Below are 23,947 nucleotides of genomic sequence, written 5' to 3' on the forward strand. Positions count from 1 at the left end.
GGAACTGCTGGCGCTTGCCCGGACGTTCCGCCCGAACGTCGTGACGCTCGACGTCAACATGCCGGTCATGGACGGCCTGACCTGCCTCGGCCGCCTGATGGTCGAGACGCCCTGCCCCGTCGTCATGGTGTCCTCGCAGACGGTGGAGGGGGCCGAGGCGACGATGGAGGCGCTGCGCCTGGGCGCCGTCGACTTCGTCCCGAAGCCCGAGGGCGCCATCTCGCTCGGCATCGACCGGGTCCGGCCGGTCCTGGTGGAGAAGGTGCGGATGGCGGCCCGCGTCCGCCTGCGCTCCACGCTGCGTCTCGCCGACCGGGTGCGCCACCAGATCGGCCAAGCGGCCCGCCCGCACGACCGGCCCGATCCGCCGCGCCCGGCCCGGCCTGCCCAGGGGCTTGCCCAGGAGCCGGCGCAGAAGGGACCGGCGCAGGCGCCCTACGCGCCGGCCCTGCCCGACCCGAGCCGCTCGGGGCTGGTCCTCCTGGGGGCGTCCACCGGGGGCCCCCGCGCGGTCGAGATGATCCTGTCCGCGCTGCCGCACGACTTTCCCTGGCCCGTGCTCGTCGCCCAGCACATGCCGGCGACCTTCACCGGCATCTTCGCGCGGCGGCTCCAGCAGCACTGCGCGCTGTCGGTCGTCGAGGCCGCACGCGCGATGCCGCTGCGCACCGGATACGTCTATATCGGGCGCGGCGACGCCGACCTCGTCGTCGCCCGCCGCCCGTCCGGGCTGTTCGCGCTGCCGGTCCCGGCCTCGCAGGCGTATCGCTGGCATCCCAGCGTCGACCGGCTGGTGACCAGCGCCCTCGACCATGTCGGGGCCCGGCGCCTGCTGGGCGTCCTCGTGACCGGGATGGGCGACGACGGCGCCGCGTCCATGGCCAGGCTCAGGGCCGAAGGCGGGCGCACGATCGCGGAGGACGAGAGCACGGCGATCGTCTGGGGAATGCCGGGCGAATTGGTGAAACGGAACGGCGCGGATCAGGTTCTCGCTTTGCCGGACATCGGTCCGGCCCTTTCCAAGGCCGTGAGGTGACATGCCGCTCGTAAGACGGGAGCCGGGGAAACCGCAACCGGACGCCGGGACCGAGGCCGCCGATCTGCGCTCGGCCGACCCCGAGCGCCGCAGGCGCGCCGTCCGCGGCCTCGGCCGCGCCCTCGACCGGAATCCGGAAGCGGCGGAAACGCTCACCGGCCTCCTGGCGACGGAGCCGGACCCGACGGTGCGCGAGGCGATCCTCAGCTCCCTGGTCGGCCATCACGACCCGCGGACCGCGCAGGCCCTCCTGCCGCTGCTGCGCTCGCAGGACGCCGGGCTGCGCAACGGCGCCTCGGAGGCCCTGCAGGCGATGCCCGACGCCGTCCGCCCCCATCTGCCCGGCCTTCTGGCGGACGACGATCCCGACGTCCGGATCCTGGCCGCGGACCTGGCGCGCGGCCTGCCCGCCCGGGAGGCGTCGGCGCTGCTGTGCGACATGCTCGACCGGGAGACCCATGTGAACGCCTGCGCCGCGGCGATCGACGTGCTGGCCGAAACGGGGACGCCCGATGCGCTGGGAACGCTGCGCGCGGTCGCCGGCCGGTTCCCGGGAGAGCCGTTCCTCGCCTTCGCCGTGTCGGTCGCGATCGCCCGCATCGAAGGAAGCGGGGGCTGACCGCGTGGCGCGAGACATCCCGGGGCAGCCGGCGTCGGACACCGTCGCGGTCACCGACGCCGAGTTCGAACGGCTCTGCGCGTTCCTCTACCGGCGCTCGGGCCTCAGCTACGGAGAGACGAAGCGCTACTTCGTCGAGCGGCGGCTGCGCGACCGCATGGCCGCGACCGGCGCCCGAAGCTTCCAGGCGTATTTCGGCAAGCTCGCCACCGATCCCGGCGAGGTCGAGCGGCTGATCAACGCCTTCACCGTCAACGAGACCTACTTCTACCGCGAGGAGCACCAGTTCCGTTGCCTTACCGGCTCGCTGCTGGACAGGATCGTTGCCCGCAAGCCCGCGGGTTCCCCGATCCGCATCTGGGCGATCCCGTGCGCGACGGGAGAGGAGCCCTACTCGATCGCGATCTGGCTGCTGGAGAACTGGCCGAAGGTGGACGAGTGGGACATCGAGATCATCGGCTCCGACATCGACACCCGCGTCCTGAAGGCCGCCGAGGCGGGCCTGTATTCCACGCGCGCGCTGATGCGCCTTCCGGAGGTCCTGGTCGCGAAGTACTTCCGGCGGACCCCCGCAGGCTTCCTGATCGACGAGGCGCTGCGCGGCTCGGTCAGGTTCACCCGGGCCAACGTCGTGGATGCCGCGGAGATGGGGCGGTATCGGGGCTTCGACGTTGTATTCTGCCGCAACCTCCTGATTTACTTCGACGAGGTCTCGCGAAGGCAGGCGGCGGAGAACATTTATGACAGTCTGGAACCCGGCGGCTACGTCTGCCTCGGCCATACCGAATCGATGAGCCGCATATCCTCGCTGTTCCGCGTCCGCCGCTTTCCCGAAGCGATCGTCTACCAGAAGCCCGCCGCCCCCGATGATGACTGACCCTGCCCTTCCCTTCGTCCGCCGGCCCGACGCCGCGCGCAGGGTCCTGATCGTCGACGACGCGACGCTGGTGCGGCTCTTCTACCGCGAGGCGCTGCAGGCCGCGGGCTTCGAGGTCGAGGAGGCCATCAACGGCATCGAGGCGATGGAGAAGGTCCTGTCGCAGCGCTTCGATCTTCTGGTGGTCGACGTGAACATGCCGAAGATGGACGGCCTGGCGCTTCTTCGGGCGTTGCGGGCGCAGGCGGAAGTCGCCTCGGTCCCCGTGCTGGTGACGAGCAGCGAGGCCGCCGAGCACGACGTCGCGGCCGCGCGGGCGGCCGGCGCCAACTATTATCTCGTCAAGCCGATCTCGCAGGAGGACCTCGTCCTCTACTCGGCCGTCCTCACCGGAGCGCCGGCTTGAACCCGCTGCTGCAGCAGTTCCTGCTCGAAGGCCGCGACCTGATCCAGGAGGCGACGGACAACCTGCTCGCCCTGGAGCGCGACCCGGCCGCCGCCGAGCGCGTCGCCGTCGTCTTCCGGGCCTTCCACACTCTGAAGGGGTCTTCCGGGCTGTTCGACGTGCAGCCGATGACGCGCGTCCTCCATGCCGCCGAGGATGCCTTGGCCGCCGTGCGCGCGGGACGGCTGGAGATCGCCCCGGCCCTGATCGACGCGCTCCTGGAGTATCTCGACCATACCGCGCGGTGGCTGGGCGACCTGGAGGCGGCCGGGGCCCTGCCGCCGGACGCCAATGCCAGGGCCGCCGACCTGATCGGCCGCCTGGACCACCGTACCGGGCGCGCGGAGGAGGACGCCGGCGGGACCGGCAAGGCAGGTGGTGCTGGCGACGCCGGCGAGGACGACCTCGCGGCGTTCCCGGAAGCCGATCGCATGGCGGTGCTGGCAGCCGTGATCGAGGCGGGGCCGCGGGCCCCGCTCCTGGCCGTGGCCTACCGGCCGGACCCGCGCTGCTTCTTCAACGGCGACGATCCCCTGCGGCTAGTGCGGGCGCTGGACGGCTTGGCGGCCCTGCGGATCGGGGAACCCGCCCCCTGGCCGCCGGCGGGGGACATGGACCCCTTCATCTGCGCGCTCACGTTCCGGATGCTGGCCGTCGCCGACGAGGCGAGCGCCAGGGACGTGTTCCGCTTCGTGTCGGACCAGGTGCGCATACAGGCACTCGACCCGGCGTCCCTGGTCCGGCCGCAGGGCACGCCCCATGACGCGCCGCAGCTCCGCACGCTCGCCGCGGCCCTCGACGGCGCCTGGGACGCGGGCAGCCGGGCGGACCTGCGGCGACGCGTCGGCGACCTGCTCCCCGATCTGCCGCCGGGCTCGGCGCCGGCCTCCGCCCTGCGCTGGCTGGCATGGCTGCTCGACCGGCCGGACGCGCCCCGGGCTTGGGCGGACCGGCCGGTCGCGGCACTGCGCGAGATGCCCGGACCCGACCTCGCCGGCCGCATGCGCCGGGACGTCGTTCGCGCCGTCGTCGCCGAGCAGCAGCGCCTGCTGGAACTCGGCGGCCCGGAGGCGGAGCGTGCCGGCCGCTCGGGCTCGGCGGCCACGGTCGTGATCAACGCCCTGCTCTACGAAGGCAACGAAGACGAGGCCCGGCAGGTCGCCGAGGCGCATGCCGAAGCCGCGGCGGCCGGGACGGACACGCCACTCAGGGACGCGATCGGGCCCCTGGCCCGCCGCCGCGCGGCACCCCCGGCGCAACCCCCGGCGGCGCGATCCCCGGCGGGGCCGGACGCGCCGGAGACGCAACGCGCGCGCGGCCGGGCGGCATCGGGCCGGGTCCTGCGCGTCGACGAGGCCAGAATCGACCAGCTCCTGAACCTCGTGAGCGAGATGATCGCGGCGAACGGCAGGGTCGCCTGGCTCGCCGGCGAAGCCGGGCCCGTCGCCGGCGAAGCCTTCGCGCACCGCCTGCGCGACGTCAACAACGTGCTGGACCGCCTGATCCGCGAGATGCACGGGACCGTGATACAGCTGCGCATGCTCCCGGTCGGGCAGGTGTTCCAGCGCTTCCCCCGCCTGGTGCGCGACCTGTCCCGCCGCCTCGGCAAGGAGGTGCGGCTCGTCCTCGAAGGCGAGGAGACCGAGGCCGACAAGGGCGTGGTCGAGAACCTGTTCGAGCCGCTGCTCCATCTCGTCCGCAACAGCCTCGACCACGGCATCGAGACGCCCGAGGAGAGGCGCGCCGCCGGCAAGCCCGCGGAGGCGACCCTGGCGTTGCGGGCCTTGCGGGACGGCGACCGGATCGTCGTCACCGTCGGCGACGACGGCCGCGGCATCGATGCGGACGCCGTCAGGCGCCGGGCCGTCGCCGGCGGCCTGATCGACCCCGCGGACGCCGAGTCGCTGGGCGAGGAGGAGGCAGCCCGCCTCATCTTCTCGCCCGGCTTCTCGACCAGGGAGACGGCTTCCGAGCTGTCCGGGCGCGGCATCGGGATGTACGCCGTGCGCACGATGATCGAGAAGGCGGGCGGGCATGTCGGCGTGCGCAGCGCCCGTGGGACGGGAACGACCGTCCGCCTGGAGCTGCCGCTCAACATCGCGATGACCCGCATCCTGACGGTGACGGCCGGGCAGCGCCGGTTCGGCATCCCGATCGAGATCGTCCGCGAGACCGTCCGCCTGCCGCGCGGCCTGATACGGCCGGTCAAGCGGCATCGCGCCTTCGTCCTGCGCGACCGCGTCGTCGCGCTGCATCGCCTGGACCGCCTGCTCGGCCTTCCCCCCGGCCCCGACGACGCCGAGGCGCGCATCATGGTGGTGGAGGTCGACGGGCGGAGCGACGGCATCGAGGTGGACGCCTTCGGGGAACGGCTCGACGTCGTGCTCAAGCCCCTGGACGGGCTGCTCGCGAACACCCCGGGCTATCTCGGCACGACCGTCCTCGGCAACGGCGACGTGCTGCTCGTGCTCGACCTCAAGGAGATCCTGCGATGACCGTGCGGCTCGACGACGGCCTCGTCCGCCTGGAAGGATCGTGCACCGTCGAGGAGGCCGAGGCGCTGCTCGAGACCATCCTCGCGAACCCCGAGCTGCCGGTCGACTGGTCGCGGTGCACCTCCCTGCACACCGCCGTCCTCCAGGTGCTGATGGCCACCCGGCCGGTGCTCCAGGGACTGCCGGAGGACCCGTTCCTGCGGCGCTGGGTCGAGCCGGTCCTCACGGACGGGAGGGAAGCATGACGCCCGCGGCCATCCTCGTCGTCGACGACAGCCCGACCGTCGTGCTGAGCGTGTCGACGATGCTGCACGAAGCCGGGTTCGGGGTCGAGACGGCGATGAACGGGCAGGAGGCGCTCGACCGCCTGCAGGCGGGCTTGAGGCCGTCCTTGATCCTGACCGACGTCAACATGCCGGTGATGGACGGGCTCGCCCTGATCCGGGAGGCGCGCAGATACGGGCCGACGCGCTTCACGCCGATCCTCGTCCTGACCAGCGAGACCGACCGCGAGGCGGAGGCGCGCGCCGCCGGAGCCTCGGGCTGGCTCGCCAAGCCGCTGGACCGCGACGCCCTGCTCACGGCCCTGGGCCGCCTGCTGCCCACATGACGATGCCCCGGCACGAAGGAGTTTCTTCCATGGGCGCCCGTTTCGGCGCTAAAACCCGAATGGTGTCACCGAAGCGGCTTTCCGTGCGGCCCGAACGAAAGACGCTCCCCACCTGTTGATTGTAGATCGAGGAAAGGCAGTGATGGAACGCACGGTACTCGTCGTGGACGACAGCAAACTCGCACGGATGGTCGTGAACGGCATCGTCCGCAGGACCCGGCCGGACTGGAACACCGTCGAGGCGGCCAGCGCGGGGCAGGCGCTACAGATCCTGGGCAACGGCTCCGTCGACATCGTGCTGATCGACTTCAACATGCCCGAGATGGACGGGCTGGCGTTGACGGCGCGCATCCGCGAGAGCCACCCAGACGTGCCCATCGCGATCGTCTCCGCCAACGCCCAGGACCCCATCATCGCGAAGGCCCGGTCGCTCGACGCGGCCTTCCTCGAAAAGCCGCTGAACGACGAGGCTCTCGCCTCCTTCCTCTCCGGCGCGGCGCTGCGCCTTCGCCGCGGCAGCTCGTGATGGCGTCGCCGCGCCCCGCCCCGGAGTTCGTCCTGACCGAGATCGAGCGCGACGCGTTGACGGAGCTCGTCAACATGGGCATGGGCCGTGCGGCGCGGAACCTGAGCCGCATGATCCGGGAGCAGGTGGAACTCTCCATCCCGCGGACGGAGATCTTGAGCCGGGTCGGGGCCGCCGACCATCTGTCGCGAGACGGCCAGCTCGCCCTGGTGGCGGTCGGCCAGGACTTCGAGGGCAGCTTCTCCGGCCGGGCCCTGCTGCTCTTCCCCGAGAACAACAGCTTGGCCCTGGCCCGCGCCGTGCTCGACGACGGCTTGAGCCTGGAGGAGATCGTCGACCTCGAGCAGGAGGCCCTGGCGGAGATCGGCAACGTCGTGCTCAACGGCTGCCTCGTCATCCTGGCCAATACGCTCGAGCGCAGCCTGAACATGTCGCTGCCCCGGGTGTTGCGCGGAGACGGACGGTTCCTGTTCCTCGGCACGGACGGCGACCCGGACGAGCTGGTACTGTTCCTGAGGATCGAATTCGCGGTGAGCTCCCGGTGCATCGAGGGGTACATAGCACTGCTGATGGACCTGCCCTCGCTGTCGGAAGTCCGCCAGCTGGTCCGCGACGTCATCCATGATCTGGAAAATGGACCGGGAGCCGAATGAAGCCGCTGCCGGATACGGGCTCGATCGCCGATGACGTGCTGGACGCCGTCGATGTCGGCCTGATCCTCCTCGACGCCGGGCACGTGATCCGCACCTGGAACACCTGGATGGAGCGCACCTCGGGCCTCGGCCGGGACGCGACGCTCGGGCGGAAGATCTGGAGCCTCCTCCCGGCCCTGAGCGACACCCGCCTGCACGACGCGGTTCGCGAAGCCCTGGAGCTCGGCACGTCCAGCCTCCTGTCCCACACCCTGAACCCGAAGCTTCTCCCGCTGCGTCTTCCCGACGGCCGCGCCCTGCTGCACAGCGCCGTCGTCCGGCCCCTGGATGCCGGCGCCGGGCGCAACTGCCTGGTCCAGGTCACCGACGTCACGACGCTGGTCGAGCGGGAGCGGCTGCTGCGCGAGCGGCGCGACGCCCGGTTCCGGGCCATCGTGGACACCGCCCAGGAAGCCATCGTCACCACGGATGTCACCGGGCGCGTCCAGTGGGCGAACCGCGCCGCCGAGCTGCGCTTCGGCTACGACCTTCCGGAACTGGTCGACCGGGACGTCGGCCTATTGCTGACGCCCGAGGACGCCGACCGCTGGCCGCGCGGGGAGGCCGCCCGTTCCTGGGAAAGCCCGGGCGCGCCCCTGGACCTTGCCGGCCGGCAGCGCGACGGCACGCGGATCGCGCTCACCTTGTCGCTCGGCCGCTGGGTCAGCGAGGGCCGCGTGTTCCTGACCGGCATCCTGCACGACGTCACGGACCGCCAGCGCGCGCGCGAAGCGCTGGAGCGCGCGCTCGACGACAAGACGGTCCTGCTGCGCGAGGTCAACCACCGGGTCAAGAACAGCCTCCAGCTCGTCTCCGGGCTCCTCAACCTCCAGGTCGCGGCGGCCGGCGACGAGACGATCCGGCACCACCTGCGCGACGCGGCCCACCGGATCAGCGCCGTGGCGCAGGTCCATCAGCGGCTGTATCGGGCGGACCAGTTCCACTCCCTCGACTTCGGGTCGTTGCTGACCGAGCTGTGCGACGACCTCGCAAAGGGGGCCGGGGGGCCGAGGGCGATCGTGCTGGAGGTCGATGCCGGCGCCCTGGAGTTGCCGGTCGATCACGCCGTGCCGCTCGGCCTGATCGCCAACGAGCTCGTCACCAACGCGATCAAGCACGGCAAGACCGCCGCGCAGGTGCGCGTGTCGCTCACCAGGCAGGCGGGCGGCCTGCTGCTGACCGTGGCGGACCAGGGGCCCGGCCTGCCGGCGGGGTTCGATCCCGGGCGCAGCTCCGGGCTCGGGATGCGCATCGTCTCCGCCCTGACCCGGCAGCTGTGCGGAAGCATAGAGATCCCGGCCGTGAGCGCCGGCGCCAGGTTCGACGTCTTCATACCGCTACCGGCACCCGAGGGTCCGCCATGAGGATCCTCCTGGTCGAGGACGAGTTCCTGATCGCGATGGAGCAGCGGCTCTATCTCGAAGACGCCGGCCACGTCGTCGCCGGTCCGGCGACCGACACGCGCGAAGCCCTCGCCATGGCGGCGGCCGGCTCCTACGACCTCGCCCTCGTCGACGTCCACCTCGCCAGGGGATCGAGCGGCATCGACGTCGCCGCGGGCTTCGCGCCCCTCGGCATACGCTGCCTGTTCGTGACGTCGCACCCCCAGGACGTGCTCGGCGCGGGCCTGGGCCTCGGCGTCCTGATGAAGCCGTTCACCGCGGAAGACCTGCTGTCGGCCGTGGCCGCGGTCGCGGCGCTGCTCGAGGGGCGGCCCGCGCCGGCGGACCTGCCGCGCACGCTGACGCTCTTCGCGCGCTAGATCGGATCGCGGGCGGGCGTGAACGCCCGTCCGCGTGAATCCGATCTAGAATCAACAGATCAGGAGCGGATTGAGGTTCAGGATGAACCTCAATCCGCTCTAGCTATCCCGCGAGGCCGTCGGGCTGGAGATGCAGCACGAACTCCGCGCCGCGGGCGGTGCGCGGGATCTCCAGCCTGGCGGAGAGCTGTTCGCACAGCCGGGCCAGGATCGTCAGCCCCAGACCGCCGTCGCGGGCCGGATCGAAGTCCGGCGGCAGGCCGGCCCCATCGTCGGCCACGCTGATCAGGAGCCCGCCGGTTTCCGGCCGATGGCAGCGGACCACGACTTCGACCGGCGTCCCGTCGGGACGCGCGTGCCGCAGGGCGTTCGTCACCAGCTCCGAGACGATGATCGCCAGCGGCAGCGCCTGGTCGATCGGAAGCGCCACCTCGGCCGAGACGTCCGTCAGGACGCAATACCGTCCCGCCTCGCTCGCGACGGCGGCCTCCAGGTCGCCGCACAGCTCGCGCAGCAGCAGGCCGATCTCGACCTGCTCGAGGTCGTCGCTCCGGTGCAGCCGGTCGTGGAGCCGGGCGATCGCCATCACCCGGTGCTGCGCGCTGAGCACCTGCTCGCGGGCCACCTCGTCGGTGACCTTGTGGCTCTGGACCGACAGGAGGCTCACCGCCAGGGCGAGGCTGTTCTTGACCCGGTGATGCGCCTCGCGGGTCAGCATGTCCTTCTGGACCAGGAGCTGCTCCCGCTCGACCTCGACCTTCTTGCGTACGGATATGTCCTCGATCGTAGCGACGATATAGGCCGGCCGGCCATCGGAACCGGGAACGAGCGATCCCGTCGCGTTGACCCAGATCGCGCCGCCGTCCCGGTCGAGGAAGCGCTTCTCCGTGCAGCAGGTTCCGATCTCGCCCGCGAGCATGCCCTGCAGCAGCGCGCGGTCGTTCTCCAGATCGTCGGGATGGGTGATGTCCTGGAACCGCAGTCGCAGCAGCTCGTCGCGGTCGCGCCCCAGGATCGCGCGCAGGCGGTCGTTGACCTGGAGGAAACGCCCCGTCAGGTCGCACTCGGTGATGCCGATCGCGGCATGCTCGAAGGCCGCGCGGTAGCGCATCCGGCTCTCCAGGAGCGCCCCCTGCATGCGCCGCCGCTCGGTCACGTCCTTGATCTGGACGAGGCAGTGCGTGGCCGACCGGACGCTGAGCGGCAGGACGGTCACGTCGTGCAGCATCGCCCGGCCGTCCCGGCAGCGCAGCGGGAACAGCAGCGGATGCAGCGTGTGGGACAGGATGCTGGGCGCGCCCGAGACCAGCGCGTCCTCGACGGCGGTGTGGAGATGCGAGGCGCCGAGCGCCGGGAACGCCTCCCACAGCGGACGGCCGAGCACCTCGTCGGGTGCCAGGCCGGAGGCGCTCCGCATCCAGGCGTTCCAATGCCGGACGCGGTGCTCCGCGTCGAGGACGACCACGCCGCCGTCGATCTCGTTCAGGAGGTCGAAGGAGGCCGAACGGGTGTCAAAGGCTCTCATGGGCTTTCATGGGGGCTCTCAATCGTCCTTGCCGCCGAGGCCGGCTATGAATTGCTGGATCAGGGATTTTAACGCCGACAGGGAGGGCAGGTCCATCAGCAGGGCAATGTAGCCGTGCAGGTTGCGGGTCCGGATCTCGAAATCGATCGTGAGGAACAGCACGAGGTCGTCGGGCCGGTCCTCGCGGTCCCTCGCCAGGATGCGGCGGCCGCTGCCGCGCATCAACTGGGGCAGGGAGATCCGGAAGCTGCTCTTGAGCGTGTTGGCGACGGTGACCAGGCAGCCGTTGAGGATGACGTTGCCGATTTCGGTCAGCGCCTCCTGCTCGAGGTCGGCCACCTCCTCCATGCTGACCGTCGAACCCACGACGGCATGCACGAGCTCGAAGCTGTTCGCCTCGGGGAAGATCAGCAGGGCGTGACCGGAGAACTGGCCAGCGAACTCCTGCCCGACCGCGACGAGGTCCACGGGCTCGCGCCTCGACAGCAGCTCCGCCGCGACCGAAAGCGCCAGCACCTCCGTCCGGGGAACCGAGAGGAACACCTGCTCCCTGACCAGCCGGCTGAGGTTCGTGGCCGCCCGTCCCACCCCGATATTGGCCAGCTCCGTCAGGGCGTCGTGCTCGAGATCGCTCAATCCGAAGCCGGCCGGTGCCGCCTTTTCCGGTTTGGTCATGAAACGTCCACGCTGCCGGGCACCCTTCATCCCGATCGTCGGGCGGGCACGGACCGCCGCAACCATCTACATACATGAGGTACCACGCCACCGTGCAGGAAGCCAAGGCACGATTGGTTTTCCAGGCTCCCCTCACGGGCCGGCGGCCCCGTCGCCGACGAGGCGGTAGGCCGCTTCGGCGAGCCGGCCATGCGCCTGCGTCGTCGGGTGCACGGGGTCCCAGAACACGTGCCCCTCGCAGTCCTCCAGCTCGCCGCAGGGCGTGGCGAAGTCGACGAAGCCGTACGCGCCCGGCTCGTCGCGCGCCCGTTCCGCCATCGCCCGCACGTCGAGACGGTAGAGCCGCAGGCCCGGGACCGGAGCGAGTTCGGCGGCCATGCGGTCGATGCCGGCATTGAACCGTTCCGTCAGCCGGCCCGCCCGTTCGACCGCCTGCTCGCCATAGGCGCGGACCGCCGGCGTCAGCCCGACGTCGGGAAGGTTGGGCACGAGGATATCCCTGGCGCCGCGCTCCACGAGATCGCGCAGGATGCCCCTCAGGGAGGCCAGCGCCGCATCGACCGCCGCCTCGCCTTCCGGAGAGCCGACCGCCCCCAGCAGGTCGTTGCCGCCGCCGTAGACGACGTGGAGCGCCCTGCCGCGGGCGCGCGGCAGGGCGAGGAACAGGTCGGCCTGCGCCCTCAGGCTGAAGGGACCCGATCGCGGGTCGAGTCGCGCGCCGCCGACCGCGAAGTTGGTGCCGCCCATCCTCGCGGGCATCAGCGGCAGGCCGAGCCGCTCGGCCAGCTGCTCGACCCACACCGGCCCGTTCGAGAACCGGCCGGCATTCCCGTTGTCGGACAGGCTGTCGCCGAACACGACCAGCCGGTCGAACCCCGCCGCCGGCGCCGCGGCCGCGGTTCCGCTCGCGGCAAGGCCCACGCCCAGCAGCGCCGCCCCGAGAACGCCCGAAATCATCGACCAAGCCATCGGTCACCCCGCTTCGCCCGACCCTGAGGAAGGGGTTCAACCATGCCCGGCCCAAATCGTCCCTGCGACGTTTTGGGCGGCGGCGGCGGCGCGGACGCATCCTCCGACATGCGGCACGGAGAAGAGAAAAATGCCCATCCGAAGATAGATCCGAAACCCGCGAACAAACAATAATTGTGCGAGTTCGGAAATACCAGACTCGACTAAAGGTAATCTGAACAAAAGACTGCCTCATCTCCGGCGCATCAGACCTCCTTCAGTTTTTGTTAAAATTTTACGTGCCTAAATTTTCAAGGCCACCGGCAGCTATCACCATCGAACGGCGATCCGACGATAGGTTTTCTCCAATCTTCAGATCCGCCGCGAGCAGTAGTAGGAGGAAATCTCCCATGAGTAGTTTGCTCTCCCGCTTTGGATTGTCCGTGCAGATCGGGCTGATCGGGGCAGTCGGCACCGTGGTGCTTCTTCTGCTCGGCGCCTTCAACCAGTACGAATCGTCGAAACGCGCCGCCTTCCTGGAGCAAGCGCAGGCCATGGGCGCGCTGAACGATCGGCTGGACCAGCTCCGCATAGCCCTGCTGGACGCGCGCAGGTCCGAGAAGGACTTCCTGCTCCGGCAGGACGAAAAATACGTGGCCCGCAACGCCGAAACGGTGGCCTCGGCCGATGCGATGATCGCCGCGGCGCTCGCCCGGCCCGAGGCTGCCGCCATCGCCGGGCGCCTGGAGGCGGTGAAGGGCGACCTCGGTGCCTATGGCAGGGCGTTCGCGACGGTCGCGGCCACCCAGACCCGCATCGGGCTCGACGAGACCAAGGGCCTGCTCGGCTCGCTGCGGCAGTCCGTGCACGAGGCCGAGGACATCCTGAAGGACAGGGACCAGCCCGCGCTAACGATCACGATGCTGATGATGCGCCGGCACGAGAAGGACTTCCTGGCCCGGCGCGACGCGAAATACGTCGAGACGTTCGAGAAGCGCAGCGAGGAGTTCTCGGCCCTCCTCGCCGCGTCCTCCCTGCCCGACGCGGCGGCGGTCTCCGAGAGGATGGCGGCCTACCGGCGCGACTTCCTGGCCCTCGCCGAGGCGACGCTCGCCCTGATCGGGCAGACCGGCACGCTCTCGCAGGCCTATGCGCGCATGGAACCCGTGCTCGTCGAGGTGTCCGACCACCAGAACGCGGCCTATGCCGCGGCCCTCGCCGCCAGCGAGGAGGTGAACCGCGAAGCCGACCGGATGACCTGGATCGCGCTGGCGGCGGCCGTCGCCGCGATGACGGTGTTCGGCATCCTCATCGCCCGCGGCGTGACGCGGCCGATCCTGGCGCTGGCCGGCATCATGCGGAAGCTGGCGGACGGCCTGCTGGACCTCGACGTTCCCGGACGCGAACGCCGGGACGAGATCGGCACGATGGCCCGGGCGGTCGAGGTGTTCCGGGGTAACGCCGTCGAGATGCGGCGGCTCGAGGCCGAGCAGGCGGCCGCCGAGGCGCGGACGGCCGCGGAGCGCCGCGCGGCGATGCTGGCCGTGGCCGACGGCTTCGAGGCCCAGGTGCGGGGCATCGTCCAGGCCGTGGCCTCGGCGGCCATGCAGGTCGAGGCGGCGGCGCAGACGGTGGCCGCGTCGGCCGACCAGACCCGGCGGCAGTCGACGGCCGTGTCCGGGGCGTCGGAGGAGGCGACGACCAACGTCGACATGGTCGCCGGCGCGACCGAGGAGTTGAGCGCCTCGATCCAGGAGATCAGCCGCCAGGTCGCAGCCTCCAGCGACGCCACCGGGGCCGCCGTGCGCGAGGCGGACGGGGCGAACCGGATGGTCGAGGGGCTGTCGGTCTCGGTCGAGACGATCGGCGAGGTGGTGAAGCTGATCTCCGACATCGCCAGCCAGACCAACCTGCTGGCGCTGAACGCGACGATTGAGGCCGCGCGTGCCGGCGAGATGGGGAAGGGCTTCGCCGTCGTGGCCGCCGAGGTCAAGGGCTTGGCCAACCAGACCGCCCGGGCGACCGAGGACATCCATGCCAAGGTGTCGGAGATCCGGGGCTCGGCCGGCTCCACGGTAGAGGCCATCCGGGGGATCGCCTCTACCATCGCCCATATCGACGGCATCTCGACCGCCGTCGCGGCGGCGATCGAGCAGCAGGGTGCGGCAACCCGCGAGATCGCGACCAACGTCCAGCAGGCCGCGGCGGGGACGCGGGAGGTCTCGCGCAACATCTCGGGCGTGATGGCGGCGGCCGGGGAGGCCGGCTCCGCCTCCGGCCAGCTCCTCGGGGCGGCGCAGGGCCTGGCGCGCGACGCGGAGCGCATGCGCGTCGAGGTCGACGGCTTCCTGGAGCGGATCAGGGCGGCATGAGCCCCGGAAGGGGGGCGGCCGCCCCTCGCGTCTTCATTTCCCTCCCGGTTCGGGCGATGCTTCGGGATGCGCCACGAACCGGGGGATGACGACGTGACGACCATGAGGAGCATCGGTTTCATCGGCCTCGGCTCCATGGGCCTGCCCATGGCCAGGAACCTGCTGGCGCGCGGCTTCGCGGTCCGGGGCTTCGATCTGCGCGCCGAATCGGCGGCGGCACTCGCCCGCGACGGAGGCGCCGCCGCCGCGAGCGCCGCCGACGCCGCCGCCGGGGCCGACCTGCTGGTGCTGATGGTCGTGAACGCGGCCCAGGCCGAGACGGTGCTGTTCGCGGACGGCGCCCTCGACGCGCTGCCCGCGGGCGCGGTCGTGGCGCTGATGGCGACCTGCCCGCCCGGCGCGGTCGAGGCCCTGGCGGGGCGCGTCGCCGCGGCCGGCCGGCGCTTCCTGGACGCTCCGGTCTCGGGCGGGGTCGTCGGCGCCTCGGGCGGCACCCTGACCATCATGGCGGCGGCGCCGCGCGAGACCTTCGAGGCGGCGGAGCCGGTGCTCCGCGCCTTCGGCGACAAGGTCTTCCATGTCGGCGAGCGCCCCGGCCAGGGCGCGACGGTCAAGACCGTGAACCAGCTCCTGTGCGGCGTCCACATCGCCGCCGCCGCCGAGGCCCTCGCGCTGGCGGCGAAGGTCGGGGTCGACCTGGGCATCCTGCTGGAGGTCCTGGGCGGGTCCGCGGCGTCGAGCTGGATGCTGAGGAACCGCGGCCCGCGCATGCTCCAGGACGAGCCGGAGGTCGCGAGCGCCGTCGACATCTTCGTGAAGGACCTCGGGATCGTGCTGGAGGCCGGCCACGACGCCAGGGCGGCGCTGCCGCTGGCCTCCATCGCCCACCAGATGTTCCTGGCGGCCTCCGCCCGCGGCGACGGCGGTGCCGACGACAGCCAGGTCGTCCGCACCTACCTCGCCCTGAACGGCCTCCCGCGCCCGCCGGAGTGACCTCCACTCACGCCGCGGCGGCGCCGCAGCACTTCTTGTACTTGCGGCCGCTGCCGCAGGGGCACGGATCGTTGCGGCCGACCTTGGCCGCGCGGCGCGGCGGCGGCCCCATCGTGCCGTCGGCGTACCACCAGCGCCCGTCGCTGCGCTGGAAACGGCTCGTCTCGTGGTGGACCAGGTCCTTGCCCTCGGTGCGGAAATGGGCGACGAACTCGACCATGCCCTGGTCGTCGTCCGGGCCGCCGCCTTCCGTCGAGCGGATCTCGAGCCCGGTCCACTCGCTGCCGGCCGCCCATTTCGCGACGCTCTCGCGGTCGAAGTCGTCCCGCGTCCCTGGCAGCAGCGTGCGCTCGAGGTGGTCGAGGTTGCCGACCGCGAAGGCGGTGTAGCGCGAACGCATCAGGGCTTCCGGCGTCGGCGGCACCGCATCGCCGGACAGGTAGGGGCCGCAGCAGGCCTCCAGCGGGCGGCCGGAGCCGCAGGGGCATGTGGTCATGGCGTCGGTCTCTGAGTTCCAGGAGGCCCTTCCATACCGCGGCCGGACGCCGCGGCCAACCCCGGCGTCGCCGGCGGACGGTCCCCATGGACCGCGCGCGCGCGACCGCGTACCGTTGGAAGCCGTCGAAACCCGGGGGAGGACCGCATGGTTGCCGTCAACGAAAGCGTGCTGCTGGACGTGGAGGACGGGGTCGCGACCGTGACGCTGAACCGCCCGGACGCCCTCAACGCGCTCGACCTTCCGATGGCCGAGGGCCTCGCCGGCGCGATGGCGCGCTGCGAGGAGGACGCGGCCATCCGCGCCGTCGTGCTGCGCGGGGCCGGCGGCGCGTTCATGGCCGGAGGCGACCTGAAGACCTTCGCCGCCCTGTTCGGCGAGCCGCGCGGCTCGCAGCGCGCCTTCTTCGAGCGGCTGATCCAGCAGGTCCACCAGGGCATCCTGATCATGCGCCGGATGCCGAAGCCGATCGTCGCCGCCGTCCACGGCCCGGCGGCCGGGTTCGGCGTCAGCCTGGTCCTGGCCTGCGACCTCGCGGTCGCCGCCGAGGACGCCGTGTTCACCCTCGCCTACAGCCTGATCGGCGCCAGTCCGGACGGCGGCTCCACCTTCCATCTTCCGCGCGCCGTCGGCACCAAGCGCGCGATGGAGATCGCCCTGCTCGGCGACCGGTTCTCCGCCGCCGAGGCCGTCAGGGCGGGCCTCGTCAACCGGGCGGTACCGGCGGCGGCGCTGGCGTCCGAGACGCAGGCGCTGGCGCGCCGCCTCGCCGCCGGGCCGACCCTCGCCTACGGGCGGACCAAGGCGCTGATCAACGCCTCCTTCGAGCGCCCGATCGAGCAGCAGCTCCAGGCCGAGGTCGAAAGCTTCGCCGCCTGCGCGCTGACCCGCGACTTCGCCGAGGGGGTGGCCGCCTTCCTGGGCAAGCGCAAGCCCGAGTTCCGTGGCGAGTAGGGGGCGAGTAGGGGGCGAGTAGGCAGCGAATAGGCAGCCAGCAGGAGGAGCGAAGCGCATGTCCGGACTGTCCGGCAAGACCCTGTTCATCACCGGCGGCTCGCGCGGGATCGGGCTCGCGATCGCGTTGCGGGCCGCGCGCGACGGCGCCAACGTCGCGATCGCCGCCAAGACCGCGGAACCCCATCCCAAGCTGCCGGGGACGATTCACAGCGCCGCCGCGCAGATCGAGGCGGCGGGCGGCCGCGCCCTTGCGCTGATGGCCGACATCCGCGACGAGGCCCAGGTCGAGGCCGCGGTCGCGCGCACCGTCGAGACGTTCGGCGGCATCGACGTGCTGGTCAACAACGCGAGCGCGATCAGCCTGACCGGCACCCTCGACACGCCGATGAAGCGCTTCGACCTGATGATGTCGGTCAACACCCGCGGGACCTTCGCCTGCACCCGGGCCTGCATCCCGCATCTGCGCCGGGCCGATAACCCGCATGTCCTGATGCTGTCGCCGCCGCTCAACCTCGACCCGAAATGGTTCGCGGGCCACACCGCCTACACGATCGCCAAGTACGGCATGAGCCTGTGCGTGCTCGGCATGAGCGCCGAGTTCGCGGGAGACGGCATCGCGGTCAACGCGCTGTGGCCGCGCACGCTGATCGCGACGGCCGCCCTCGCGATGATCCCGGGCGTGCGGCCGGAGCTCGGGCGCAAGCCCGAGATCGTCGCCGACGCGGCGCATGCCGTGCTGGTTCGCGACAGCCGGAGTTGCACCGGCAACTTCTTCATCGACGACGAGGTGCTCGCGAGCGAGGGGGTGGGCGACCTGGAGCGCTACGCCGTGGCGCCCGGGGCGAAGCTCCTGCCGGACCTGTTCCTGGACTGAAGGGGGGCGGCGGCCGCCCACGGCACGGCGAGGACGGCCAGCAGGACGGCCCAGGTCACCGCCTCGCGGTTGACCCACCCCTCGGCCACGACGATCGCGACCGCCCCGGCCGCGAGCAGGATGGCGGCCGCCGTCGCCGTCCGCGACGATGCCGGGAACACCGCGAACGGATGCGGCATGCCCCGGCCCATCCTGGCGAGGCCGAGCAGGAGCAGCCCGATCGCCGGCCCGGCGATGTCGGGGACGAGGAAGTCGCGGTACCGCCCGTCGGCGACCAGCAGCCCGGTCTGCGCCAAGGCCGACAGCGTCAGCAGCGCCACGGCCGCCCCGCCGAACCGGCCGAGCCGGCCGGCACCACCGAACCGGTCGAATTGGCCGGCGCCGCCGGCGAGCGCGTCCGCGAAGCTGCGCAGGATCGCCGCCGCCACGATGGCGTGGACGACGACGAGCGCCCAGGCCCGAAGCGTCTCGAACGGGTAGTAGGTCTCGCCCGCGGCGACGTGCACGGCCCAGACCAGCCCGCCGGCCAGCCCCTGGGCGAGGACCGCGGCCGCCAGGAACCCCGCCGCGCCGAGCGGGCGGCGCCTCGCCGCCAGCGCCGCGCCCGCCACGCCTAGCGCGATCGCCGCGGCGGCGTGCCAGCGCCAGAGCGGGTCGGCCACGACCGGCCCCGACAGCGAGAACTTGCGTTCCCGCTCGGCGGAGAACAGGCCCCAGTTGGCGCCGACCGTCCCCTCGTTGAGGGACTTCCAGGGCTGGTCGAACGCCTCGATCAGGTTGTAGTCGAACCCCTCGCGCTCGGCGAGCCGGACCACCAGGTTGATGAAGCGCGCCTTCTCGACCAGCCCGGTCTCGGCCGGGCCGCGCGTCCGCCCTGCCGTCGGCCAGCCGATCTCCCCGATCAGGATCGGCTTGCCCGGGAAGCGCTCGCGGATCGCGGCATGGGCCTCCAGGATGCGGTGCTCGGCCCCGTCGACCGCGACCGGGTCGTCCTCCCAGTACGGCAGGATGTGGATCACGATGAAGTCGACATGCTCCGCCACCTCCGGATGGCGCAGCCAGAACTCCCAGACGTCCGCGTAGCCGACCGGCTGGTCGATCTCGGCGCGCACGCGCCCGATCAGGTCGATGAGCTGCGCGGGCGTGCGGGTCCCGCGCAGCAGCACCTCGTTGCCGACGATCACGCGCCGGATCACGTCCGGATAGTCCTTCGCCGCCCGGATCAGCGCCGCGACCTCGGCCTCGTTGATCTCGGGATCCGAATCGATCCAGGCGCCCTGCAGCACCTCGATGCCGAGCTCGCGCGCGATCGGCGGCACCGCCTCCAGCCCTTCGCGCGAGGTATAGGTGCGCACGCCCCGCACCTCGGAGGACAGGAGGCGGAGGTCGTCGGCGATCTCGGCCCGGGTCGCGAAGACGCCGGTCAGCGGGCTTTGCCCCTCGCGGAACGGCGCGAAGGAAACGCTGGGCAGCTTGCCGCCGGGCAGCGGCTCGAGGTCGACTGGACGGTTGGGCCAGGCCCAGGCCGCGTAGGCGGCCAGCGACACCAGCAGCAGGATGATCGAACGGAGGATGAGGCGCATGGGCGGTGCTTGTACACCAGATCGGCCCTCATCCCAATGGCATCCCGGTCCTCGCCCGAACCGGCATCCCGGCCGGCGTTTCGACCGGATCGATCCCCGGTTGGACAATGTGGACCCGCCCCGCTCCTCGCCCTGGAATGCGCCTGCGATTAAGGGTATTCTCCTTACGTGCAGTTCCCGTGGCGCGCATATGCCGAAAGTCGTCCTCGACAGTATAGGCGCCGGTCTGGCATGGCGGTCGTTCGGCACGGCGCAACCCGAACGGACCGGTTCGGTCACGGCCATCCGGGAACGTCACTGAACCGCCAACGCAGACAGTCGGTCGGAGAGAGAGAGCGGAGCGATGCCCGGCACTCGTGAACGGGAGATGCGCCGTGCTGCGCGGTAAGGGCGCCGCCGGCCTTGCCGAGGCGCCGCCGGCGACCCGGGACGCTCCCGGCGCCCAGGCTCCGCAGGTTTCCGCCGCAGGCGACGTGCTGGCCGCGATCGTCGATGCGCAGGCCCGCTTCATAGCGGGTGCGCGCGACCATGCCGTTTTCGAGCCGTTGCTGTCCCATCTGCGCGCCCTCACGGGCAGCCAGCACGCTCTGGTCGGGGCGTATGACGACACCGGCGAGCTGCCGTACCTGCTGCTCGCCGCCGGCGATTCGGGTGCCGACTCGACCCGCCCGGCCGCGGCCGAGCTGGTGCCGGTTTTCGCGGCGGCGCTCGGCTCGGCCGAGCCCCTGCTGGTCAACGACGCCGCGATCGGCGGCCGGGCGCTGAGCCACCCTCCCATGGACCATCTGATGGCCCTTCGGCTGACCGGCGACGCGCGGCCGGGAATGCCGGTGGGCCTCCTGGTGCTGGCCAACCGCAGCGGCGGCTACGCGGGCTATGCGGGCAATGCGGGGACGGTGCCGCCGGCGGCGGCCCTCGATGCGGTCGGGCGCCTGATCGCCGCCTGCCGCAGCCGCGCCGCCGGCGCCCTGACCGAGGCGGAGACCGCCGCCGCGCTGACGCGGGCCGAACGGGCCGAACGGGCCAAGACCGCCTTCCTGTCGCGGATCAGCCGCGAGCTTCACGCGCCGCTGACCGCGGTCGTCGGCTTCGCCGACCTGATCGCGCAGGAGGCCGCGACGGCGAGCTGCCAGGACTTCGCCCGCGACATCAAGGAGGCCGGCGCGCTGATGCTCCGCTTCGTCTCCGACGTCGGCGAGGTGGCCCGCATCGAGAGCGGCGAGGTGCGGCTGCGGCCGGACTGGCACGACCCGATGGCGCTCGCGCGCGACGCGGCCGCGCAGACGGCGGAAGCCGCCGCCGCCGCGGGGGTCGATCTGAACCTCCTGGCTTGCGAGCAGGGGCCGCTGCCGCGGCTGTGGGCCGACGGCCGCCTGCTGCGCCAGGCGCTGCTGAACCTGCTCTCCAACGCGGTGCGCTTCACGCCGACCGGCGGCCGCGTCGACATCGTCCTGCGGCAGATCGCGGGGATGGACCCCGACGACCCCCAGCTCGAGATCGAGGTCACGGACACCGGCGTGGGCATCGCCCGCGACCGGATCGACCACCTGTTCGAGCCGTTCCTCCACCTCGGTACGCGCGGCGGCAGCGAAGGGACCGGGCTCGGCCTGGCGCTCGCCCGGTCCTTCGTGACGTTGAACGGCGGGACGCTGACGCTCGACAGCGACCCCGGCGCCGGCACGACGGCCCGCATCCTGCTGCCGTTCGGCAGCACCGTCGCGGTCGAGGCCTGAGACGCCCGGTCAGCCGAGCCGGCGGTACAGCCCTCCCGCGATGCAGCCCAGCGTCGCCCAGAACACCGCCTGGACCGCGATCGCCAGGGCAGCGAACTCGGCGGCCAGCTCGGGCGGGGCGCTGCCGCCCATCGCCTCGGGCGCCGGCGCGCCGACGACATGCGGCAGCAGGGCCGCCGCGAGGCCGAGCGGGACCCGGAAGCGGTTGCGTCCGAAGACGATCAGCCATAACCCGACCGCGGCGCCGCCCGCAGCGAACAGCCACCAGGCCTGCCGGTCGGCCAGTTCCGCGGCCATGGTCCCGGGCAGTTCCGGCGGCAGCCCGGCGGCCGGCGCCAGGGCGAAGACCGCGAAACCGGCGAGGCCCCACAGCAGTCCCTGGCGCTCGTCGACATGGCGGCCCGACAGGGCGAAGCCCGCGACCAGCAGCAGGGCGAACCCGACCGCGGTCACGACGTTCGCGAGCAGCGTCGACACCAGCCGGTCGACGTCGCTCCCCGACAAGGTCCCGTCCCCGTCATGGGCGTGATCGCCGTCATGGGCATGGCCGTGGACCTCGCCCGCGGATTCGTACACTTCCGCCGCGAGGATCAGCGGGGTCGTCGTGAACGCCTGGAGGGCCGTGATCAGGACGCCGGCGGCCAGCCCGGCGGCCAGCGCCGCCAGGAGCACGCGTCTCATCATGTCGCCGCCCTCAGTGGCAGGGGAAGGCGAACGCGTGGCGGGCGTCGTGCGCGACGTCGTGGAGGGTCGCCGACCCGGCGAAGCCGGCGCCGAAGATCAGGAAGGTCCCCAGCAGGATCGCGAGCACGGCCGGCGCGGCGGCTTCGGCGCGCGTGCCGGTCGAGGGGGCGGAAACTTTTGCATTCGAAGTCATGTCGATTTTCCTTCTGCCGTCACACCCGACGGGTTGGATCACACGGGCGATGGCAGGTTTCCTGGCTCGCGGGTCGTCGCCTCGTGGCCCGTACCTTCCCGACGGACGACGTCCGTCGGTGGCATCGGGCCGGCTCTCCGCTCACAGTTGCGGGGGCAGCCGCGGATTTGGTCCCTCGTCTTGGTCGACCGCACCGCGTTCCCTATTACCCCCCGGCGGCTTGGCCTCCGGGGGCACCATCGCCGCCGAGTGTGGCACCGCCGCCCTTCGCGCGCAAGAGTGGCCGCGCGCCTTCGCGCGCTCCGATGACCGCGCGCCTTCGCGCGCTCCGCTCTCAACGCTCGATGCCGGGGGCGAAGCCGTAGGTGCTGATGCCGCGCAGGTTCTCGTCGATCGCGAGGCGCTGGTTGAGCGGCGGGAACGCCCGCTGCCCGCAGTCCGGCCGCGGGCACAGCCGGCAGTTGACCCCGATCGGGGTCGCGGCCTCGACGTTGTCGAGGTCGACCCCGTCGGCATAGACGAGCTGGCCCGCATGGGCGACGTCGCAGCCGAGCGCCAGGGCGAACTGCTGGGGCGGGCTGCGGAAGCCGAACCCGGTCTTGGTGACGGTGCGCGCGATGCTGAACCAGGCCGTGCCGTCGGGCATGCGCGCGAGCTGGGTCCCGATCACGCCCGGCGTGCGGAAGGCGTCGTGGACGTTCCAGCGCGGGCAAGCACCGCCGAAGCGGGCGAAATGCAGGCCGCCCGGCGAGAAGCGCTTGGAGACGTTGCCGGCGTTGTCGACCCGGATAAGGAAAAACGGCACCCCCTTCGCCCCCGGCCGCTGCAAGGTGGTCAGCCGGTGGCACACCTGCTCGAAGCTGACGTCGAAGCGGCGCTCCAGGATCTCCAGGTCGTGGCGCAGTGCGCGCGCGGCCTCGAAGAACCGCTGGTAGGGCATCACGACCGCGCCGCCGAAATAGTTGGCGAGCCCGATCCGGGCGAGCCGCCTGCCCTCGTCGTTCGACAGCTTGGCCCGGCCGATGATCCGGTCGATCAGGTCGCGGTGCTGCAGCAGGGCCGTCATCACGGCGAGCTGGAACGTCCGGCCGGACCCGGACAGCATCTCCGACAGCAGGATGCGCCGGCTGTGCCGGTCGAAGCGGCGCAGGCTGTAGCCCATCACCTCCGAAGGCATCGTCCTCACCCGGACGTTCGCCTCGTGGCCGAGATAGTCGGTCAGCGCGCGCTGCAGGTCGCCGTTCTGGAGGTCGAGCCCGTCCAGCAGCGCCTCCGCCGCCTCCTCCAGTTCGGGGAAGTGGTTGCCCTCGGCGTGGAAGAAGTCCCCCACCTCCTCCACCGGGAAACCCGTCGTGGTCACGAGCTGGAGCTTGTCGCGGTCCGCCACCTTCTCGGCCAGGACCTGGATGTCCTCGCGCGTCTCGCGATAGGCCTGGTACAACGTGACCACCGCCTGCGCCAATGTCGGGTTGACCGAGGCGAGCTCGCGCAGGTCCTGGCGGCCCAGCTCCGAGGCGGCGAACAGCGGGTCGGCGAAGATCTCCTTGAGGCTCGCCAGCAGGCGCGTCTCCTCGTCCTCCGCGAAGGCCTGGAGATCGACGTCGAAGGTCTGGCCGAGCTTGAGGAGCAGCGGGACCGTGACCGGGCGCTGGTTGTGCTCGATCAGGTTCAGGTAGCTGGCCGAGATCCCCAGCATCTCCGCCATCTGCACCTGGGTCAGCCCGCTGTCCCGGCGCAGGCGGCGCACCTTGTGCCCGAGCATGGCCTTCTTGTCCACCGGACCCCGCCCGCCGAAGCTGTAATTGTCTCACCTCCAGATAATTTACAAAATTTACCGATTTACAACAAGCCC

At 71.7% G+C, this 23,947-nt stretch carries 24 protein-coding genes and 1 riboswitch; of the genes, 16 read left to right on the forward strand and 8 right to left on the reverse strand.

What is annotated here, in order from left to right; all coding sequences use genetic code 11:
• From cheB to VGO20_RS19010, 11 genes are all read left to right on the forward strand, one after another.
• The coding region (gene cheB, locus VGO20_RS18960) for a chemotaxis-specific protein-glutamate methyltransferase CheB (protein ID WP_327503945.1) at positions 1-1,036 on the forward strand (1,036 nt) is incomplete at its 5' end.
• 1 nt (position 1,037) lies between these two features.
• Positions 1,038-1,655: a HEAT repeat domain-containing protein gene (locus VGO20_RS18965; protein ID WP_327503946.1), complete on the forward strand. Its 618-nt coding sequence runs from the start codon at positions 1,038-1,040 to the stop codon at positions 1,653-1,655.
• A gap of 4 nt (positions 1,656-1,659) precedes the next feature.
• Positions 1,660-2,532: a CheR family methyltransferase gene (locus VGO20_RS18970; protein WP_327503947.1), complete on the forward strand. Its 873-nt coding sequence runs from the start codon at positions 1,660-1,662 to the stop codon at positions 2,530-2,532.
• The gene (locus tag VGO20_RS18975; protein WP_327503948.1) at positions 2,522-2,938 is read left to right on the forward strand and encodes a response regulator; all 417 of its coding nucleotides are present in this window, start codon (positions 2,522-2,524) and stop codon (positions 2,936-2,938) included. Before VGO20_RS18970 ends, VGO20_RS18975 begins: the two co-directional genes overlap by 11 nt.
• On the forward strand, positions 2,935-5,472 hold the full coding sequence (locus VGO20_RS18980) for a chemotaxis protein CheA (RefSeq protein ID WP_327503949.1): 2,538 nt from the start codon (positions 2,935-2,937) through the stop codon (positions 5,470-5,472). The genes VGO20_RS18975 and VGO20_RS18980 overlap by 4 nt, the downstream gene beginning before the upstream one ends.
• Entirely contained in the window at positions 5,469-5,717 is a 249-nt protein-coding gene (locus VGO20_RS18985) for a hypothetical protein (RefSeq protein ID WP_327503950.1), read from the forward strand. The genes VGO20_RS18980 and VGO20_RS18985 overlap by 4 nt, the downstream gene beginning before the upstream one ends.
• Positions 5,714-6,082, forward strand: coding sequence for a response regulator (locus VGO20_RS18990; RefSeq protein WP_327503951.1), 369 nt, complete (start codon positions 5,714-5,716; stop codon positions 6,080-6,082). Before VGO20_RS18985 ends, VGO20_RS18990 begins: the two co-directional genes overlap by 4 nt.
• A gap of 142 nt (positions 6,083-6,224) precedes the next feature.
• Positions 6,225-6,608, forward strand: coding sequence for a response regulator transcription factor (locus tag VGO20_RS18995; RefSeq protein WP_327503952.1), 384 nt, complete (start codon positions 6,225-6,227; stop codon positions 6,606-6,608).
• Positions 6,608-7,261 (forward strand): chemotaxis protein CheC, encoded by a 654-nt coding sequence (locus VGO20_RS19000; protein ID WP_327503953.1) that lies wholly within the window; start codon positions 6,608-6,610, stop codon positions 7,259-7,261. Before VGO20_RS18995 ends, VGO20_RS19000 begins: the two co-directional genes overlap by 1 nt.
• Entirely contained in the window at positions 7,258-8,664 is a 1,407-nt protein-coding gene (locus VGO20_RS19005; protein WP_327503954.1) for a sensor histidine kinase, read from the forward strand. The genes VGO20_RS19000 and VGO20_RS19005 overlap by 4 nt, the downstream gene beginning before the upstream one ends.
• Complete coding sequence (locus tag VGO20_RS19010; protein ID WP_327503955.1) at positions 8,661-9,062, forward strand: response regulator; 402 nt, start codon at positions 8,661-8,663, stop codon at positions 9,060-9,062. Before VGO20_RS19005 ends, VGO20_RS19010 begins: the two co-directional genes overlap by 4 nt.
• Positions 9,063-9,165: 103 nt before the next feature.
• On the opposite strand, the gene VGO20_RS19015 is transcribed toward VGO20_RS19010, so the two are convergent.
• From VGO20_RS19015 to VGO20_RS19025, 3 genes are all read right to left on the reverse strand, one after another.
• Positions 9,166-10,587 carry a sensor histidine kinase gene (locus VGO20_RS19015; protein ID WP_327503956.1) on the reverse strand — a complete coding sequence of 474 codons (1,422 nt, stop codon included), beginning with the start codon at positions 10,585-10,587 and terminating at the stop codon, positions 9,166-9,168.
• An 18-nt stretch (positions 10,588-10,605) separates the two neighbouring features.
• Complete coding sequence (locus VGO20_RS19020) at positions 10,606-11,262, reverse strand: chemotaxis protein CheX (RefSeq protein ID WP_327503957.1); 657 nt, start codon at positions 11,260-11,262, stop codon at positions 10,606-10,608.
• A 132-nt stretch (positions 11,263-11,394) separates the two neighbouring features.
• Positions 11,395-12,231 (reverse strand): SGNH/GDSL hydrolase family protein, encoded by an 837-nt coding sequence (locus tag VGO20_RS19025; RefSeq protein ID WP_327503958.1) that lies wholly within the window; start codon positions 12,229-12,231, stop codon positions 11,395-11,397.
• 389 nt (positions 12,232-12,620) lie between these two features.
• Here VGO20_RS19025 and VGO20_RS28695 point away from each other — a divergent pair, with 389 nt between their 5' ends.
• Positions 12,621-14,582 carry a methyl-accepting chemotaxis protein gene (locus VGO20_RS28695; RefSeq protein WP_327503959.1) on the forward strand — a complete coding sequence of 654 codons (1,962 nt, stop codon included), beginning with the start codon at positions 12,621-12,623 and terminating at the stop codon, positions 14,580-14,582.
• 102 nt (positions 14,583-14,684) lie between these two features.
• Positions 14,685-15,575, forward strand: coding sequence for an NAD(P)-dependent oxidoreductase (locus VGO20_RS19035; RefSeq protein ID WP_327503960.1), 891 nt, complete (start codon positions 14,685-14,687; stop codon positions 15,573-15,575).
• A gap of 7 nt (positions 15,576-15,582) precedes the next feature.
• Here VGO20_RS19035 and VGO20_RS19040 read toward each other — a convergent pair whose 3' ends face one another.
• Positions 15,583-16,071, reverse strand: a complete 489-nt coding sequence (locus tag VGO20_RS19040; RefSeq protein ID WP_327503961.1) for a YchJ family protein — start codon at positions 16,069-16,071, stop codon at positions 15,583-15,585.
• A 147-nt stretch (positions 16,072-16,218) separates the two neighbouring features.
• Here VGO20_RS19040 and VGO20_RS19045 point away from each other — a divergent pair, with 147 nt between their 5' ends.
• Positions 16,219-17,025 (forward strand): enoyl-CoA hydratase-related protein, encoded by an 807-nt coding sequence (locus VGO20_RS19045; protein WP_327503962.1) that lies wholly within the window; start codon positions 16,219-16,221, stop codon positions 17,023-17,025.
• 58 nt (positions 17,026-17,083) lie between these two features.
• The gene (locus VGO20_RS19050) at positions 17,084-17,902 is read left to right on the forward strand and encodes an SDR family oxidoreductase (RefSeq protein WP_327503963.1); all 819 of its coding nucleotides are present in this window, start codon (positions 17,084-17,086) and stop codon (positions 17,900-17,902) included.
• Here the strand turns inward: VGO20_RS19050 and VGO20_RS19055 are convergent.
• The gene (locus VGO20_RS19055) at positions 17,851-19,485 is read right to left on the reverse strand and encodes a glycoside hydrolase family 17 protein (protein ID WP_327503964.1); all 1,635 of its coding nucleotides are present in this window, start codon (positions 19,483-19,485) and stop codon (positions 17,851-17,853) included. The two genes, VGO20_RS19050 and VGO20_RS19055, sit on opposite strands and share 52 nt — an antisense overlap.
• 374 nt (positions 19,486-19,859) lie before the next feature.
• Here VGO20_RS19055 and VGO20_RS19060 point away from each other — a divergent pair, with 374 nt between their 5' ends.
• Positions 19,860-21,218: a sensor histidine kinase gene (locus tag VGO20_RS19060; protein WP_327503965.1), complete on the forward strand. Its 1,359-nt coding sequence runs from the start codon at positions 19,860-19,862 to the stop codon at positions 21,216-21,218.
• A gap of 9 nt (positions 21,219-21,227) precedes the next feature.
• On the opposite strand, the gene VGO20_RS19065 is transcribed toward VGO20_RS19060, so the two are convergent.
• The 3 genes from VGO20_RS19065 to VGO20_RS19075 all read right to left on the reverse strand — a co-directional run bounded on the left by VGO20_RS19065 (position 21,228) and on the right by VGO20_RS19075 (position 23,872).
• Positions 21,228-21,902 (reverse strand): CbtA family protein, encoded by a 675-nt coding sequence (locus VGO20_RS19065; protein ID WP_327503966.1) that lies wholly within the window; start codon positions 21,900-21,902, stop codon positions 21,228-21,230.
• Positions 21,903-21,912: 10 nt separating this feature from the next.
• Complete coding sequence (locus VGO20_RS19070) at positions 21,913-22,095, reverse strand: CbtB domain-containing protein (RefSeq protein WP_327503967.1); 183 nt, start codon at positions 22,093-22,095, stop codon at positions 21,913-21,915.
• 34 nt (positions 22,096-22,129) lie between these two features.
• Positions 22,130-22,351, reverse strand: a riboswitch (cobalamin riboswitch).
• Positions 22,352-22,429: 78 nt separating this feature from the next.
• Positions 22,430-23,872, reverse strand: a complete 1,443-nt coding sequence (locus VGO20_RS19075; RefSeq protein ID WP_327503968.1) for a helix-turn-helix domain-containing protein — start codon at positions 23,870-23,872, stop codon at positions 22,430-22,432.
• Positions 23,873-23,947: the final 75 nt, after the last annotated feature.

Origin of the sequence: Arenibaculum sp. (assembly GCF_035998295.1) — a bacterium.
In the GTDB taxonomy this organism is placed as follows: domain Bacteria; phylum Pseudomonadota; class Alphaproteobacteria; order Azospirillales; family Azospirillaceae; genus DASYHS01.